Source organism: Mycobacterium sp. IDUB_24 (assembly GCF_055419385.1).
Genome location: NZ_JBVAXO010000010.1, coordinates 70568 through 86141, shown reverse-complemented (window position 1 = coordinate 86141; position 15574 = coordinate 70568). Strand labels below are relative to the sequence as shown.

Sequence of the window (15574 nt, the reverse complement as noted above, 5' to 3'; positions counted from 1 at the left end):
TGAGCCCTGAACTCACTTGGGCGCCTGAACAACTCGGCGTCATGAAGCAGAACGATCAATGCCACGTCGGCATCGGTCGCAACCTTCACAGGTGTCGTTGAACGGCGCTACGGCAACCACCGTTCGGACGGACCCGTAGCGGTCGAGACTCAGGCCGCGCGCAGCCGCCGCTTGATCCGGGTCAGCATCGCCGACATCCCGCGCAGCCGCAGTGGGCTGATCAATGCGGCCAGGCCCAGCGCGGTGTAGAAGTCGTCGGGCACCGCCAGGATGTCGTCGGCCGACTGGCCGTCCAGGCCCGTCGCCAAGATGGCGGCGAAGCCCCGCGTCGTCGGGGCCTCCGGGGGTGCGCTGAAGAACAGCCGCACCTTGCCCCGATCGGACGCATCGACGTCGAGGAACAACGGTGACTGGCATTCGGGCACCGGCTCCATTGCCGCTTCCTCAAGATGAGCCGGCAGGGGTGGCAGCTCGTTGGCGAACTCCAACAACAGCTGCAACTTGTCCTGGCCGGCCACCTCCTGGAAGTCGGAGACAACCTCTGCCAGGGTGGCCGGCATCGAACTCATGAGGCGCCCGGAGCCTCACCTGCATCGGGGCCGACGGCGACAGGGACCCGCACGGCATTGCCCCACTCAGTCCACGAGCCGTCGTAATTGCGCACACCGGGCAGCCCGAGCAGGTGGGTGAGCACGAACCAGGTATGGCTGGAACGCTCACCGATGCGGCAGTACACCACCGTCTTGTCGTCGGGGTTGAGAAAGCCGTAGAGCTCCTCGAGCTCGGCGCGGCTGCGGAACTGGCCGCTGTCCCGGGCTGCCTTGGCCCAGGGGATCGACTTGGCCGTGGGGATGTGCCCACCGCGCAGCGCGCCCTCCTCCGGGTAGTCCGGCATATGGGTGCGTTCGCCGGTGTATTCCTGGGGCGAGCGGACGTCGATCAACGGTTGCTTGCCGAGAATGTCCAGCACGTCGTTGCGGTAGGCCCGGATCGGGGCGTCGTTGCGTTCCACGATCGGGTAGCCGCTGGTCTGTCTGGTGGGTACTTCGAGGGTGGTGTCGCGGCCGTGGGAAACCCACAGGTCGCGGCCGCCGTCGAGCAGGCGTACGTCGGGATGACCGAACAGGGTGAACACCCACAGCGCGTAGGCCGCCCACCAGTTGCTCTTGTCGCCGTAGATGACGACGGTGTCGTCGCGGCTGATGCCCTTGCGATCCATCAGTTCGGCGAACTGCTCACCGTCGATGTAGTCACGCACATTGGGGTCGTTGAGGTCGAGATGCCAGTCGATCTTGACCGCACCCGGGATGTGGCCGGTGTCGTAGAGCAGGACATCTTCGTCCGACTCGACGATGGCCAAACCGGGCCGGCCCAGATTGCTGGCCAGCCAGTCGGCGGTGACCAGGCGCTCCGGATGGGCGTACTCGGCGAGAGTTGGGCTGGGATCAGCAGGCAGCGGCACACCACGAGCGTACCGTCGGGCCGATTATCCGCGCTGCGGCAGTGCCGACGACCGGCGCATATTGCCGCATTGGGGGGCCGTTCTGCGGCCTTAGGCTGCTGCGGTGGGAGTCGCCATCCTGTGCCTGGTCATCGGCATACCGCTCGGACTGTTCATGCTGCTGCGGCCCAGGAAGATCTGGTGGGCGACAGAGTCGTGGAAGTACAAGAACCCCGAAGCCAACGAACCCAGCGAGGCGGCCTACGGCATGCAGGCCCTCGGCGGCGTGTTCGTCATCGTCGCGGCGGTCATTCTCGCCGGGTTGGCCTGGTCGACGGAGCGCGACAGGACGGCGGCCGAAGCCGAGCAGAAGAAGAAAGACGAATGGGACGCAGCGGTGGCGGCGTACAAGCCACCGAAGCCCGAGGACCGCGGCGCCCTTCCGATCATCGGCTACGTGGAGAAGCCGCGGGGATCGTCACCCCGGATCGAATACGAGGTGTACTACCTGCAACCGCCGAACGTGTTTGAAGCCGGCTTCAAAGACTTCATGCACAACCCAAAGGGTCGTTACCAGTGCGTGACTCATGTGAGCCGATCTGCTCCTAGAGGCGCCAATCCGGCGCCGGTGACGGCCCGTCTGAGCTGGGCGCCTGATGTGCCGCAAGTCGACAGTTCCGGTTCCGACCGATGCACCACCCGCGATATCGCGCAGTCGAACGAGATGAAGACGCAACCCTTCTACATGGATCCAGGGGTGCAGTTGGTCACCGACTCGCCTATCGTCGACGCGCACGGGACGGTCCTTGTGCCCGCCGAAGCGGGTAACACGGTGCCGAAACTCGACGCACCGCCCAGGCGCTGAGTTACGCGGTGAACGCCACCTCGTAGGCCACCGCGAAGCGGCGGGCGCCATTGTTGGCGCGGAAGAGTGAGCCACCGTTCTGAGACCAGGTCACCACGCGCAGCAATCGCTTGCCCGGAGACAAGCGCTTGGAGATGATGTCGGCGAATGCGGCGCGGAGCCGCTCCAGGTCGCATGTTTCGAAGTCGCGTGCCACGCGAACATCCCACATTGTTTCTTCGACTGGCATCGGCCCAGTGTCAACCCGTGGTTGAGACTATTCGGGACGTCGACACGGCGTGCCGCCCATTGAGAAGGTTGCAATTTGGTCACTGCCGGGTCGGGGGAATTCACCGCGGTGGTGTCGTCATCACGTCGGCAGGCCTGAGGCGATCAGAAGTGATGGTGTGAAAGGCGTTGTGGCATTGGCTTGTTCAGGTCTTTATGTCGGTGCCCGCAGTCCAGTGAGCTGATCGAAGCGGTACCAGACGAGCGCGTCGCCGACCTGGAAAACCCCGGTGTAGCCGACGGGCTGATGCCAGAGGACCTGGCAGCCGGGAACCAGTGCGCGATCGAGCGGGAATGCCATGAGTTGACCCGGGCTCGCCATCGGGCGCGACCCGCGAAACTTTCGGTGAGCCAGCGGTTGTCGCCGGCCGCAATCGTAGCTGTGGGTGAACGGTCAGGTCGGCGCGGAACTTTTCCAGAGTTCGGCGATCGACACTCCGGCCACGGCAAGCATCCGACGCAGCAGCGGCAGGCTCAGCCCGATCACATTGGACGGGTCACCGTCGATGCCGTCGACGAACCAGCCGCCGAGCCCGTCGAGCGTGAATCCGCCTGCGACACCGAGTGGTTCCCCACTGCGCAGATACGCGTCCAGATCTGCTTCGATGGGCGACCCGAAATGCACTGCGGTGACACCGGTGTCGACGATGCGGTGGGTGACCGACCCGTCACGAACGACGAGCACGGCATGACCGGAATACAGCTGGGCTGTCCGGCCCGACATGGCCTGCCATTGCCGCCGTGCGGTGTCGACGTCTCCGGGTTTGCCGCACAACCGTCCGTCGAGAAACAGCATCGAGTCGCAACCGATGACGACGCAGTCTCCGGCGACCGCAGGGGGCAGGTGGGTGAACACCTCGTCTGCCTTGGCTGCGGCCAGTCCGCTCACCACATCCTCGGGCGGGGCGCCGGCCAACGACGCCATGACGGCGTCCTCGTCGACGCCGGACACCACCACCAACGGATCGAGGCCGGCCTGGCGTAGAACGCCAAGCCGGCCTGTCGATGCCGAACCCAGAACGACCCGGGTCATTTAGTGCTGTCTCTTCTTCGCGCGAGCGCTCATCAGCGCCGCATGTGGGTGCGCTCCCACAGCGTGATGCGCTGCCAGCTGTAGATCGAGTAGCGCAGCTTGTCCACGGGGTGTCCCCACAGGTTGCGATCGCGCACCACCGGGTCGGCGTCGCCGCCACCGGCGGTGCCGAGGATCGCCATCAGCGCGGCCATCTCCGCATCGGTGGGCTGACCACGCAGCACCTTGATGTGTGCCTCGTGGTCGGCTTGCTGCTGGCCCTGCGCATCTTCGGTCTGTTCGGCCACAGTCGCCTCGCTCACAGTGGAATGTTCCCGTGCTTCTTCGGCGGCATCTGAATGATCTTGCGCTCCAGCAGCCGCAGCGCATTGGCCACATAGCCGCGGGTGTGCGACGGCGGGATGACCGCGTCGACGTATCCGCGCTCAGCCGCGATGTAGGGATTGACCAGAGTGTCCTCGTAGGTCTGCTGCAGCTCCAGACGCAGCGCATCGACGTCTTCGCCGTTCTTGGCGGCTTCCTTGAGCTGCGAACGGTAGACGAAGCCCACTGCGCCCGAGGCGCCCATCACGGCGATCTGGGCCGTCGGCCAGGCGACCACCACGTCGGCGCCCATGTCCTTGGACCCCATCACGCAGTACGCACCACCGTAGGACTTCCGGGTGATGACGGTGATCTTGGCGACCGTGGCCTCACCGTAGGCGTACAGCAGCTTGGCGCCGCGGCGGATGATGCCGTTGAACTCCTGATCGGTGCCGGGCAGGAAGCCGGGCACGTCGACCAGCAGCACGATCGGGATGTTGAAGCAGTCGCAGGTCCGGATGAACCGGGCGGCCTTCTCAGACGCATTGATGTCGAGGCAGCCGGCGAACTGGGTGGGCTGGTTGGCCACGATGCCGACCGGACGGCCGTCGACCCGGCCGAAGCCGACCAGAATGTTGCCGGCGTACCCGGCCTGCACCTCGAGGAACTCATCGTCATCGAGGAGGCGGGTGATGACCTCGTGCATGTCGTACGGCTGATTCGGGGAATCCGGGATCAGCGTGTCGAGCTCGATGTCCTCATCGGTCAGGGTCTCCTCGATCGAGCCCTGCGTCGGGGCCACCGGGTAGTGCGGCGGCTCGGCGTAGTTGTTCGGGGGCAGGAAGCTCAGCAGATCGCGGACGTACTCGAAGGCGTCCTGCTCGCCGGAGGCGACGTAGTGCGCGGTGCCGGACTTGGACATGTGAGTGTGGGCGCCGCCCAGTTCCTCCATGGTGACGTCCTCACCGGTGACCGTCTTGATGACGTCCGGGCCGGTGATGAACATCTGGCTGGTCTGGTCGACCATCACGATGAAGTCGGTCAGGGCGGGGGAGTAGACGTGTCCACCGGCCGCGGCGCCCATGATCAGCGAGATCTGCGGGATGACACCCGAGGCCTTGATGTTGTTGTGGAAGATCCGGCTGTACAGGCCGAGCGAGACCACACCCTCCTGGATGCGGGCGCCGGCGCCGTCGTTGATGCCGATCAGCGGGCGCCCGGTCTTGATCGCCAGCTCCTGGACCTTGACGATCTTCTCGCCGTACACCTCGCCGAGGCTGCCGCCGAACACGGTGGCGTCCTGGCTGAAGATGCAGACGTCGCGTCCGTCGATCGTCCCGTAGCCGGTGATCACACCGTCGCCCAGCGGCCGGTTGTTCTCCAGGCCGAAGTTGGTGCTGCGGTGCTTGGCCAGCGCGTCGAGTTCGACGAACGAACCCTCGTCGAGCAGGGCCAGGATGCGCTCGCGGGCGGTCAGCTTGCCCTTGGCGTGCACCTTCTCAACGGCGTCCTCGCCGACGGGATGCAGAGTCTCCTCGGCCCGCCTCTTGAGATCAGCCAGCTTGCCTGCAGTGGTGTGGATGTCCACCTGGTGCTCGGCGGACGGCTCGGTAACGCTCGTCATGGGTCACGATGCTATCGGTAACCCTAAGACTGGTCTAAGAGTGGTGGGCGTGGCGCGCGTCACGTTCTGCCCGGACTGAGACGTGTCCACGCGTGGGGCAAATGAGTTCGCGGTGCGTGCGGGCCGGTCAGCGACCGAACAGTCCGGTGTCGAGCGCACGGTCCTCGGGCAGCACTCCCATGGGGCTGTCGATCACATGTTCGGTCATGCTGAGTGTGTTGCGGTCGAAGTACTCGCCTCGTGTCTCCCGCTTCCAGGTGGCCGGCGACCCGGCGTACAGCCCGCGCTTCGACTCGGGTGTCGATCCGCGGGTCATGGTCGAATTGGCGGCCAGAAGCGACTGATCGGGAAGGTGACTGTCCTTCAGCATCACGGCTCTGCTGCCGACCAGCGAGTGATGTCCGACGGTTATTCGGCCCACCGTTTGTCGCTTGTGGGCGAAATCGGGCTCGTGGGTCTGCAGGAGGCACCGGTTTCCGCCGACCGCGGCGTACGCGCGGAGGACGATGGTGCCGGAGCAGTCCGCGTAGTGTCTGCTGCCCAGCTTCGCGCCGTAGCCGAGGAACAAGGTCCCGGCTTGTGTGTCAAGTCGCTGGAAGGCGGGGTGCGCAGAAATCCAATTCCATGACTCCATCGCTGCGTAGTCGTCGAAACGGACCAAACCCAGCCCACGCACCACATTGAATGCTCCGATCCGCGCGCCTTCGCCAAGCTCGAAACGCCCCACGTTGCGGACGACGGTCGGTCCGATTCTGGCGGTGCCGGCGATTCGATGACCGAACAACCTCAGTACACGGTTCTTGAACGATGACGGCGGAAGTAGAAGCCAGCAAAGCATTTCCAGCATCGATACGCCTTTCTCCACCAGGGGTCCCATGGCGGACATCGTCGGTCGGTACTGCCGAATCTACTGACGCCGGACCGCTCACGCGTTTACCGCTACGACAGTTTGTGGGGCGTATCACGGAGGCCGCGAGATGACGTACATGCCGGATATCCGTGTGGGCACAGCTGATTCGGTAGGTCAGGGCGATGATCTGAAGGCGTCGATCCACGCTCTGACAGGTGGCGGGTGCGAGATCGCTTGTCGTTGCGTATGGTCGGGACGTCACGCCGGTGTTGCGAACACTGGGTGCCCATGACCTGGATCAGTGACCAGGATCGTGATGAAAATGCCGGTACGGCGCCGGGGGACGTCCGACAAGCGAACATTGTGACGTCGCGTAATTGCGCAATTGTTGTTGTGGACCTCCATGTGCCGCCAAGGGGACGGGAGCTTTCACCTGATCGCGCCAATGTCATCAATGTCATCGAGCGAACCACCATTGACCGGCAATCAGTTTTCGCTCTCCGGCTTCACCGGGCAGGGCTACGACCGTGGTCGGAGTCTGCCATTGCAGATCATTTGGCTGGCGGTCTCGCGGTCCGTTCTGTTCCGGTGGTGGATGCCGAACCGGATACGGATCGCCGTACTGCGCGCATTCGGCGCCAGGATCGGTGCCGGTGCGCTGATCCGCCACGATGTCAGGATCCACTGGCCGTGGAAGCTCGAAGTGGGTGAGTGTTCGTGGATTGGTGAACGCGCGTGGATTCTCAACCTGGAGGCGGTGACGATCGGGTCGAATTCGTGTGTTTCCCAAGATGTTCTGCTGTGCGCCGGCGGTCACGACCGGTCCAGCCCGACATTTGAGTTCGACAACGGGCCCATCGTGATAGGTGACCGGGTCTGGGTGGCTGCCCGCGCAACTGTGTTGCGGGGAGTGCGGATCGGTGACGGCGCGACCATCGCCGCGACCACTCTTGTCTCCCGGGATGTTCCGGCAGCTGGCACGCTGTTTCCGCCGCGGCCGACGAAGGGGGCCGCATGCGGGTGACGATCATCGGCATCAACTACGCGCCGGAAGTGACCGGAATAGCCCCATACACCACCGGGATTGCCGAAGGTCTGGCCGAGCGTGGGCATGACGTCACGGTGATCACCGGATTGCCGCACTATCCCCAGTGGCGTATCGCCGAGGAGTACCGCGGCGTACGCCGCTGTACCGAGGTGGTGCGAGGTGTGACTGTGCACCGCGTCGGCCACTACGTGCCCGACGAACAGAGCGCACTGGGGCGAATCCGGATGGAGGCCAGCTTCGGATCTGTCGCGGCCGCCCACTCCTGGGATGATCCCGACGTCGTCATCACGGTGAGTCCGACGCTGCTGTCGGCCGCGCTGGCGGTGGCGCGGGCCCGATTGTCGAAAATCCCGGTCGGGATCATCGTGCAGGACATCTACAGCAAGGGTGTGGTGGAAACCGGGGCGGTCGGGGGGCGCTCCGCCGCGGCGACCGCACGGCTGGAATCGACGGTCCTCCGGTTGGCGACCGGCGTCGCGGTGATTCATCCCCGCTTTGCCGACTCGCTGGCCGAGATCGGCGTGAACAACGACGATCTGACCGTCATTCGAAACTGGACCCATATCGACGGTGATGCTCCGGCGAGCGGATCGGCGGCAGTTCGAGAGAAGTACGGTTGGCGGCCGAACGAAACCATCGTGCTGCACACCGGCAATATGGGTGTCAAGCAAGGTCTTGAAAACGTCGTTGCCGCAGGGAAACTCGTCGGCGGAGCGGGCGAGGACGACCGAGACATCCGTTTTGTCCTGATCGGCGACGGTAACCAGCGTCGCATGCTCGACTCTCTCGCCCGGGATGCCGAAGCGGTGCAACTGATCGACCCGTTGCCCGATGTCGAGTTCCGCGCGGCGCTGGCGGCCGCCGACATCCTGCTCGTCAACGAGCGTCCCGGTGTGGGGGAGATGGCCGTTCCGAGCAAGCTGACGTCGTACTTCGTTGCGACCAAGCCGATTCTCGCTGCCACGGAGCCGACCAGCGGGAGTGCCGAAGAACTACGCGCATCCGGAGCCGGACTTGTCATTCCGCCGGGCGATCCAAAGGCCCTCGTTGCGTCAGTGCGGCAGCTGGCTGCCGACGAGGAGCGCCGGCAGCGATTCGGCTCCTGCGGTGCGCGGTATGCCCGCGAGCGCCTCGGTGCGGCCAACGCGGTTGCGCAGTATGAGAAGTGGGTCAGCGAGTTGGCATCCGCCTCCCGTGGGCTACCGGCATGAATACTCGGGTAAGTCGCAACGACTGTTTCTACGCCGGGCAGCCGGTCACCTATCTGGTCGGCCCGCTGGAGCGGGTGCTCCCGCCGGACCTGCTCAAGGCGCGGCTGCGGACCATCGCGGCGGCGGGGCCTCAGAACCGCCTCGGTCTGCGCCCGAGCCGCACATCACGGCACTGGGAATGGGACCCGTCGTGCGGTGGTGTGGTGGTGACCAGCGGCCCGGCCCCCGACATGACCGTCCCTGCCGGGACCATGTTGGATCTGCTGGCGGGTGGCCCGGCGCTTCCACCGGCCACCCTGCACGTCCACGTCGCCGACCGTTGGCTGTTCTTGAATTTCGACCACGGTCTCGGTGGCGGACGGCTGTTCAGTGAGGTGATCGCGGCGGCCGGCGCCGAAGGTCAGGGGTTCAGCGCACCCGCACCCGTTGCGACGACCGGCAATCCCGGCCTGCGTGCGTTTGCCCACACCGTGCGCAAAGAACCGACGCGTCTGCTGCGCGCCCTGGATGAACCGCTGCGCCGTGGCGCCGCCGTCGTTCCCACCGGGCAACTCGATGAGCGGGAATCGTTGGCATACGCCCGAAGCCGACCCGGCTTCCTCGAAACGGTGCGGGCGAACCGCGACAGATGCCTGCCGCGTGCGCCGTTGGCGGCGATCATCCTCTCGGCCTTCCTGGACGGACTGCACAGCCACGGAATAACACCCGAAGACGAGGTCGGCCTCCTGGTCGATCTGGGCCGGTACCTTCCGCCCGGGGCGGGCACCCTGGCGAACTTCGTCGGCATCGCGCCCATACGGGTTGCGCCGCCCTACGATCCGGCCCTGGTGGCCGGTGCGATAGGCGAGTACACGCACGGGGGCCGGGCACTGGTCCGGTACGGCATGTCATATGCAGCGCGGCTCCGGTCCCGCCCGGCTGAGCTTCCCCGTTGGCAGACGGACAGCCGACGGGCCCGGATTGTGGTGACGGACCACGCCAACTCGGCTGCCGGCAGCAAGATTTCCTGGGCTCAGACACCGGACGGCCATCACTTCGTCCGTAAGGCGCCGGTGCGCTACTCCAACCAGATCTCGTTGGCCATCAACCGCGTCGGCTCCGAGCTGCATCTCACCGCGTCGTACTACGCCGGCACCTTCGACCCGGAAAAGGTCACCGCCGTTCTCGACCGGATCGTGGCAGCGGATTCGCCGCTGATGCGTATGGGCCAGATTGCGTCACCGAGCAGTCGGGCGGTGCGGTGAGATGGCTCGGATACCGACATCGTCGATGCAGCGCGGCCCCCAAGGACGCTCGATCGGGGTGATCACCACCGCCGACCAGGTGTTGTCGAGCGCCAGCAATGCGCTGATGGTCTTTGCAGTGGCCCAAGTTTCACCGGCCGAGCAGTTCGGGATCGTCGCTCTGCTCGTCACGGTGGCCACCACCTGGATCGGCTTCAACAGGGGGGCGCTGGGCACCGCGCTGCTGTTGACCAGCAACATGCACCGACGCGAGATATCGGCCGAAGGCGGGTATGCGATCAGCTGGTCGTTGGTGACATCGGCCGTCGCGGGTGCCGTATTGCTGGTCCTGTCCTGCGTTTTCGGCCAGTTCTGGATCGGTGTGGCGTTCGCCGTGAGCATGGTCGCCGTGCTGGCCCAGGATGTGCTGCGATTCGTCGCCATCGCACGGGGCAGGCCACTCGTCGCGGCCATCTGCGATGGGTTCTGGGTGGCGTGGATCCTGGCCGTCTACCTGATCAACCTGATCGGTTCCGGGATATCGGCAGTGGGCACGGTGTATCTGTGGGGCGCGGGCGGACTTGTTTCTGCGCTGGTGCTGATGCGTGTGCTGCGGACCACGCCACGGGGCGATCGCCTCGTCGGGTGGTGGCGCACGTATGACCGTGCCCGGCTGAGATTCGGAATTGTCTATGCGCTCAACCAGGTTGGTGCCACCCTCGTGACGCTGACCGTGACAGTAGTCATCAGCGGCACCGCGGCGGCTGGGCTGCGCGGTGCGGCGACACTGTTCGGACCGATTGCGATGCTGGTGTCAGCATTGCCGTTGGTGTTCGTTCCGCATGTTCGCCGTGCTGCGTCATCGATCGGTGAGCAGTGGCGGGTACTCGTCAACACATCCATCGCGACGTCGGGGTTGACCGTGGTGGCCGGCCTGTGCCTGGCCGTCCTCCCGAGTCGGCTCGGCACAGCCGTCCTGGGTGACACCTGGACGTATGCCTCGGCGCTCGTCGTCTATCTCGGGATCGAATGCGCGGCGATGTGCTGGATGGTCAGCGTGTACAGCTTCTTCCAGGCGCGGGGCATGAGCAGGACGGTGTTGCGGGTCAAGCTGTTTCAGATCTGTCTGCAGCTAGGTCTGTGCCTGTGCGCCGGACTGGCAGTGGGCACAGCGGTCGCCATCGCCATCTCCCTGGCCGTGGCGGGCGTTATCGCCGCTCTGGTCGGTGTTGTGCTCGCCCGGCGCGTTGTGCGGGACGGCGCGACTGAGGTGCCCCCTGCTGCCGAGGGGTGCGGCGATACCGTCGAGCTGCAAAAGCCGTTGGAAGAGACCGGGTTTGCATGGCCGAAGGTCGATGTCCTCGAAGCTGAGATGAGAGGCCACAGGTCTGATGAGTGACGAGTTCGGCCGTGCGGTTCAGCCGGCGGTGCTTCACGTCGTCACGCTGATCACGCCGGATGGTGCCTACGGCGGGCCGGTCAGGGTGGCGTTCAACCAATCCCGACAACTGCGTGCGGACGGTCATCAAACGCTGGTCGCCGGTGCGGTACGCGGCTATCGGGAGATCCCCACCGTGCTCGACGGGGTTCCAGTCCGACTCACGAAGGCGCGCAGCATCATTCCCAGGCTGGGATTCTCCGGATTGGTCGCTCCCGCACTGCTCGGCTGGATCGTGCGGAATCGCAAGTCCTTCGACGCGATCCACGTGCACCTGGCGCGCGATCTGATCACGCTGCCGGCGGCCGTGATGGCGCTGATACTGCGGAAGCGACTGATCGTGCAAACCCACGGAATGATCGCCGACAGCAGCCATCCGATTGCGCCGATCCTGGATCGCCTTCTGACCAGGCCGATTCTGCGCAGAGCAGCCGCTGTTCTGTATCTGACCGAAGATGAGCGGGCCGCGCTGCGACGGGTGCAACCCGAGGCCGCGCTGCGACATCTTCGCAACGGCGTTCCCGGGTACGAAGGGGCAGTCACGGCGGCCCGTGCCGAACAGACGTCCGGACGCGTCGAGGTGCTGTACCTGGCGCGGCTGCAGGCACGAAAACGTCCCGTCCTCTTCGCGAAAGCGGCCACCCGCCTGCTGGTCGCGGGGTGCGATGCGCGGTTCACCCTGGTCGGTCCCGACGAAGGTGAGGGGGCCGAGGTTCTCGATACCATCATGGGATCCGATACCCGGTCCGACGAGATCCGTTGGGAGGGAGCATTGCCGCCGGACCATACTGTGGCGCGGATGGCTGCCGCGTCAATCTACGTACTGCCGTCAGTCGACGAACCCTTCCCGATGTCGGTACTCGAGGCGATGTCGGTTGGACTGCCTGTTGTGATCACCGAGAGCTGTGGACTCGCGGAAACGGTGCGTGCGTCTGGCAGCGGAATAGTGGTGGACGAATCGGAGGAAGCTCTGATCGAGGCGATGCGCACGTTGATCACCGACCAACGGCTGCGGGAGCAGATGAGCGCTGCCGCGCGGCAGACGGCAGCCGCGGCCTTCAGCATGGAAGCCGTCGCGCGCGACCTCGCTGCCGTCTACGCGGGTTCGGAGGACGATTGAATCGGCATGTGCGTAGCGCCGTGACCATCGTGGCCACCGCCGTGGTGATGGTCCTGCTGCTCGTAGCTGCCGTCGGCACGGTCGTGTTCCGTTACGCACCGGAAGACGACTTGCGTAAAGCCGACGCAGTATTCGTGCTCGGTGGTGAGCACGATGGCCGCGAGGATTACGGCTTTCAACTCGTTCGCGACGGCGTCGCCCCAGTGTTGGTGCTGTCCAACCCGTATCGGTCGTCAGATCCGGTGATGAAAAAAGCGTGCAATCGGCATCCGCCAGGTGTCGAAGTTCTGTGCGTGCCGCCCAAGCCCTCCACCACCCTCGGTGAGGCGAAGCTGATTCGGCAGTTGGCCCGCGAAAGGGGTTGGACCACCGTGGTGGTTGCCTCCTGGCAGTACCATCTGCCCCGGGCCCGCTTCATCTTCGAGCATTGTTTTTCACCCTCGGCAGACTCCACCGTGATGCGCGCAGTGCCGCGCGAATACCGCCTGTCTGCCGGCTCGTGGGAGTACACCTACCTGTACCAGTTCTTCGCGTTGGGCAAGGCGGTCATGGAGTCGAAGAAGTGTGACTGAGCCGGTGAGTCACCACTTCAGCTTGTACTGGACACCCGCGAATACATAGACACTGAGATATCCGATCATGGCAAATGCGCTGCAGTACATGGCAGTCAACGCGAGTGTGCGCGCAGCCCGCCGGATCGTCTGCCAGGGGTACTCGCGGGGGTCGATCGCGGCCAGCGGGAGCAACACTGTGGTGATGGGCGCCGCCGTCACAAGCAGTCCCTCACCGACGAGCAGGACCGGCGGCGGCGAATCCACTGTGGACTGCAGGGCGGTGAGACAGCCCAGCAGGGCACACACCACCGAGTTGATCGCGATGATGCGCCATCTGTCGGCATTGCGATACAGGTAGACCGCGGTCGGGGCGCCCACCGCAGCCCCCGCCGCGACCAGCAGCAGATCGGTGATCACGGCAGGGTGTCCTCGCCTCGCTCGGCGGCGATTCTGGACCCCACTGCTGCTCCGCCGCACAGACCCGCCAACGCGCACACGGGTGCCAGCAGCAGGATCGCGAGTGCGCCCAGCGCGGGCTGGTCGATCGCGAGCGCGCTATAGCCGCTGAGGCTGGCCGCTGCGCCGGCCGCGCCCCAGATGACGGACCGAAACTGTTGGCGCACGGGCCAAGTGAGGACGGTGCCCATCGCGGACCCTGAGATGGTCATTACGATCAGGGTGATCACGAGCAGATCGGCGGGCGTGCCCCAGTTCCCGATTATGAGATGGCGCACAACGGCTCCGGCTGCGGCGCCCACAATGATCCAGCGCAGCTGCCAACTGCCGGCAGAACTCGAGGTCACCATCGCTGATCAGGTTAACCGGGGTTGGCCGAACGTCGCGGTGTGGGTTGTCACAGCATCGGTTGCCACTGTGTGCGTTTTCGCAGCGTGCGATCGAAAAGCAAGCTGAATCGTGCGCGTTTCGTGCGGGTCTGGCCCAAACCTGCCCGGCCGACCACGTCGATGAGCTGTTAGATTGCAGACGGACCGCATAATCGATGTACGACGCCCAGGGTCGCGCGGTTTTTGTTGCAAAGATTGTCGCAGTTGCCGCGTTGAGCGGATTGCGAGGCATTCCCGCCGGCCATGGGCCGGGGAGGTGCACGACAAAAAATGACCGTCGTGACGATGCCGCGCGAAGTGTTCAAGCGCACTCGATGGCAACGGCAGTACCTGGTCAACATTTTGATCACCGACGTCCTCGTGGTGTGCGCGGCGGTGGTGCTGGCGCAGTACGTCCGTTTCGGACAGGCCCCGGACCTTTCCGGCACCGACGGCTACATCACGTCCGTCTCGATTCTGTTCGGCGCCATCTGGTTGGGTGCGCTCTCGTTGTGTCGGACCAGGTCGCCGCGGGTGACCGGGGCGGGCGCCGAAGAGTACAAACGCGTTGCGTCTGCGTCGTTCTGGACCTTCGGGGGCATCGCGATAATCACGTTCCTGCTTCAGCTTGAGATTGCGCGGGGCTATCTTGCGGTGGCGCTGCCCACCGGCACCGTCGCCTTGTGCCTGACCAGATGGGTGTGGCGTCGGTATCTCGCCAAGAAGCGGGCGGAGGGGCGCTATCAGACGGCGGTGATGGCGATCGGTGACGCCGACGCGGTCACCTATCTCGCGCAGGAGCTGACCCGTGATCCTCGCGCCGGATACGACGTTGTCGCAGTGGGGATTCCCGGCTATGGCGCCCCCGCGGGCGAGCGTCTCACCGTGGGCGACCAGGAAATCCCGATCATGGGTGGTGAGGAGTATGTCCTGGACGCCATACGAGAATGCGGCGCCGACACGGTAGCCGTAACGGGCGTCGAACATCTCGGCTACGAGGGGATCCGGAAACTGATGTGGGACCTGGAGGCGATGGGTGTCGACCTCGTGGTGTCGCCGGGCGTGATGGACGTTTCCGGGGCGCGTCTGGAGATGCGGCCGGTAGCCGGGTTCCCGCTGGTACATGTCGAGAAGCCGCAGTACGACGGCGCGAAACGATTCGAGAAACGGGCATTTGACTTCGTTTTCGCGGCGGCCGCACTCGTCGTCGCCTCCCCGGTCCTGCTGGTTACTGCGATCGCAATCAAGCTCGACAGCCGGGGACCGGTGTTCTATACGGCCGAACGCATCGGCATCGACGGCCGGCCGTTCGCAATGCTGAAGTTCCGTACCATGGTCACGGATGCCGATCGTCAACTGGAGAGCCTGCAAACCCTGAACGAGAGCTCCGGCGGAGTTCTCTTCAAGATCAAGGACGATCCGCGCGTCACATCGGTGGGCAAGGTTCTCCGCCGGTTCAGCATCGATGAGCTGCCACAGTTCGTCAACGTGCTCCGGCAGGAAATGAGCGTCGTCGGTCCCCGCCCACCGCTGCGACAGGAGGTGGAAACCTACGATGGCGACGTCCAGCGCAGATTGCTGGTCAAACCGGGTATCACCGGCCTGTGGCAGGTCAGTGGACGGGCGGACCTGTCTTGGCAGGAATCGGTGCGACTAGATCTTTCCTATGTCGAGAACTGGTCGATGGTGGCCGACCTGGTCATCATCGCCAAGACCGTGCGGGCAGTGCTGCTCAGCCAAGGAGCGTACTGATCTCCAAAAGCAAATCCACCC

The 15574-nt window shown here is 65.0% G+C and carries 18 protein-coding genes; 8 read left to right on the top strand and 10 right to left on the bottom strand.

Annotated features, from left to right (window positions below; translation table 11 throughout):
- Positions 1-149: 149 nt before the first annotated feature.
- Positions 150-569 carry a SufE family protein gene (locus ACZYZF_RS28685; protein ID WP_463744685.1) on the bottom strand — a complete coding sequence of 140 codons (420 nt, stop codon included), beginning with the start codon at positions 567-569 and terminating at the stop codon, positions 150-152.
- Entirely contained in the window at positions 566-1462 is an 897-nt protein-coding gene (locus ACZYZF_RS28680; protein WP_463744684.1) for a sulfurtransferase, read from the bottom strand. The genes ACZYZF_RS28685 and ACZYZF_RS28680 overlap by 4 nt, the downstream gene beginning before the upstream one ends.
- Positions 1463-1565: 103 nt before the next feature.
- Here ACZYZF_RS28680 and ACZYZF_RS28675 point away from each other — a divergent pair, with 103 nt between their 5' ends.
- Positions 1566-2306 carry a DUF6199 family natural product biosynthesis protein gene (locus ACZYZF_RS28675; protein ID WP_463837501.1) on the top strand — a complete coding sequence of 247 codons (741 nt, stop codon included), beginning with the start codon at positions 1566-1568 and terminating at the stop codon, positions 2304-2306.
- A 1-nt stretch (position 2307) separates the two neighbouring features.
- Here the strand turns inward: ACZYZF_RS28675 and ACZYZF_RS28670 are convergent, their stop codons facing one another.
- The 6 genes from ACZYZF_RS28670 to ACZYZF_RS28645 form a co-directional block, all read right to left on the bottom strand.
- Positions 2308-2535 (bottom strand): hypothetical protein, encoded by a 228-nt coding sequence (locus tag ACZYZF_RS28670; protein ID WP_234927067.1) that lies wholly within the window; start codon positions 2533-2535, stop codon positions 2308-2310.
- 192 nt (positions 2536-2727) lie between these two features.
- A complete protein-coding gene (locus tag ACZYZF_RS28665) occupies positions 2728-2874 on the bottom strand; it encodes a hypothetical protein (protein WP_463744682.1) in 147 nt (48 codons plus the stop codon).
- A gap of 93 nt (positions 2875-2967) precedes the next feature.
- Positions 2968-3606: a Maf family protein gene (locus ACZYZF_RS28660; RefSeq protein WP_463837500.1), complete on the bottom strand. Its 639-nt coding sequence runs from the start codon at positions 3604-3606 to the stop codon at positions 2968-2970.
- Positions 3607-3638: 32 nt separating this feature from the next.
- Positions 3639-3908: an acyl-CoA carboxylase subunit epsilon gene (locus ACZYZF_RS28655; protein WP_463744680.1), complete on the bottom strand. Its 270-nt coding sequence runs from the start codon at positions 3906-3908 to the stop codon at positions 3639-3641.
- Positions 3905-5533: an acyl-CoA carboxylase subunit beta gene (locus ACZYZF_RS28650; protein WP_463744679.1), complete on the bottom strand. Its 1629-nt coding sequence runs from the start codon at positions 5531-5533 to the stop codon at positions 3905-3907. Before ACZYZF_RS28650 ends, ACZYZF_RS28655 begins: the two co-directional genes overlap by 4 nt.
- A gap of 127 nt (positions 5534-5660) precedes the next feature.
- Complete coding sequence (locus ACZYZF_RS28645) at positions 5661-6419, bottom strand: acyltransferase (protein ID WP_463837499.1); 759 nt, start codon at positions 6417-6419, stop codon at positions 5661-5663.
- A 439-nt stretch (positions 6420-6858) separates the two neighbouring features.
- Between ACZYZF_RS28645 and ACZYZF_RS28640 the strand changes: the two genes are divergently transcribed.
- Genes ACZYZF_RS28640 through ACZYZF_RS28615 form a run of 6 tightly spaced genes read left to right on the top strand, consistent with a single transcriptional unit; the run spans position 6859 to position 12995 of the window.
- Positions 6859-7407, top strand: coding sequence for an LbetaH domain-containing protein (locus ACZYZF_RS28640; RefSeq protein WP_463837497.1), 549 nt, complete (start codon positions 6859-6861; stop codon positions 7405-7407).
- On the top strand, positions 7398-8642 hold the full coding sequence (locus ACZYZF_RS28635; RefSeq protein WP_463837496.1) for a WcaI family glycosyltransferase: 1245 nt from the start codon (positions 7398-7400) through the stop codon (positions 8640-8642). The genes ACZYZF_RS28640 and ACZYZF_RS28635 overlap by 10 nt, the downstream gene beginning before the upstream one ends.
- Positions 8639-9886, top strand: coding sequence for a hypothetical protein (locus ACZYZF_RS28630; RefSeq protein WP_463837494.1), 1248 nt, complete (start codon positions 8639-8641; stop codon positions 9884-9886). Before ACZYZF_RS28635 ends, ACZYZF_RS28630 begins: the two co-directional genes overlap by 4 nt.
- Position 9887: 1 nt before the next feature.
- The gene (locus ACZYZF_RS28625) at positions 9888-11264 is read left to right on the top strand and encodes an MATE family efflux transporter (RefSeq protein WP_463837492.1); all 1377 of its coding nucleotides are present in this window, start codon (positions 9888-9890) and stop codon (positions 11262-11264) included.
- Positions 11257-12423 carry a glycosyltransferase gene (locus ACZYZF_RS28620; protein ID WP_463837491.1) on the top strand — a complete coding sequence of 389 codons (1167 nt, stop codon included), beginning with the start codon at positions 11257-11259 and terminating at the stop codon, positions 12421-12423. The genes ACZYZF_RS28625 and ACZYZF_RS28620 overlap by 8 nt, the downstream gene beginning before the upstream one ends.
- An 8-nt stretch (positions 12424-12431) precedes the next feature.
- The gene (locus ACZYZF_RS28615) at positions 12432-12995 is read left to right on the top strand and encodes a YdcF family protein (protein ID WP_463837490.1); all 564 of its coding nucleotides are present in this window, start codon (positions 12432-12434) and stop codon (positions 12993-12995) included.
- Positions 12996-13004: 9 nt separating this feature from the next.
- On the opposite strand, the gene ACZYZF_RS28610 is transcribed toward ACZYZF_RS28615, so the two are convergent.
- Positions 13005-13394 carry a hypothetical protein gene (locus ACZYZF_RS28610; protein WP_463837488.1) on the bottom strand — a complete coding sequence of 130 codons (390 nt, stop codon included), beginning with the start codon at positions 13392-13394 and terminating at the stop codon, positions 13005-13007.
- Positions 13391-13783 carry a hypothetical protein gene (locus ACZYZF_RS28605; RefSeq protein WP_463837487.1) on the bottom strand — a complete coding sequence of 131 codons (393 nt, stop codon included), beginning with the start codon at positions 13781-13783 and terminating at the stop codon, positions 13391-13393. Before ACZYZF_RS28605 ends, ACZYZF_RS28610 begins: the two co-directional genes overlap by 4 nt.
- A 309-nt stretch (positions 13784-14092) precedes the next feature.
- On the opposite strand from ACZYZF_RS28605, the gene ACZYZF_RS28600 reads away from it, so the two are divergent.
- Positions 14093-15553 (top strand): sugar transferase, encoded by a 1461-nt coding sequence (locus ACZYZF_RS28600; RefSeq protein WP_463744669.1) that lies wholly within the window; start codon positions 14093-14095, stop codon positions 15551-15553.
- The last annotated feature ends 21 nt before the right edge of the window (positions 15554-15574 follow it).

Coding starts and splice junctions, on each gene's coding strand:
- ACZYZF_RS28685 (WP_463744685.1), bottom strand. CDS start 569: ATGAGTTCGATGCCGGCCACCCTGGCAGAGGTTGTCTCCGACTTCCAG.
- ACZYZF_RS28670 (WP_234927067.1), bottom strand. CDS start 2,535: ATGCCAGTCGAAGAAACAATGTGGGATGTTCGCGTGGCACGCGACTTC.
- ACZYZF_RS28665 (WP_463744682.1), bottom strand. CDS start 2,874: ATGGCATTCCCGCTCGATCGCGCACTGGTTCCCGGCTGCCAGGTCCTC.
- ACZYZF_RS28660 (WP_463837500.1), bottom strand. CDS start 3,606: ATGACCCGGGTCGTTCTGGGTTCGGCATCGACAGGCCGGCTTGGCGTT.
- ACZYZF_RS28650 (WP_463744679.1), bottom strand. CDS start 5,533: ATGACGAGCGTTACCGAGCCGTCCGCCGAGCACCAGGTGGACATCCAC.
- ACZYZF_RS28645 (WP_463837499.1), bottom strand. CDS start 6,419: ATGTCCGCCATGGGACCCCTGGTGGAGAAAGGCGTATCGATGCTGGAA.
- ACZYZF_RS28635 (WP_463837496.1), top strand. CDS start 7,398: ATGCGGGTGACGATCATCGGCATCAACTACGCGCCGGAAGTGACCGGA.
- ACZYZF_RS28630 (WP_463837494.1), top strand. CDS start 8,639: ATGAATACTCGGGTAAGTCGCAACGACTGTTTCTACGCCGGGCAGCCG.
- ACZYZF_RS28625 (WP_463837492.1), top strand. CDS start 9,888: ATGGCTCGGATACCGACATCGTCGATGCAGCGCGGCCCCCAAGGACGC.
- ACZYZF_RS28620 (WP_463837491.1), top strand. CDS start 11,257: ATGAGTGACGAGTTCGGCCGTGCGGTTCAGCCGGCGGTGCTTCACGTC.
- ACZYZF_RS28605 (WP_463837487.1), bottom strand. CDS start 13,783: ATGGTGACCTCGAGTTCTGCCGGCAGTTGGCAGCTGCGCTGGATCATT.
- ACZYZF_RS28600 (WP_463744669.1), top strand. CDS start 14,093: ATGACCGTCGTGACGATGCCGCGCGAAGTGTTCAAGCGCACTCGATGG.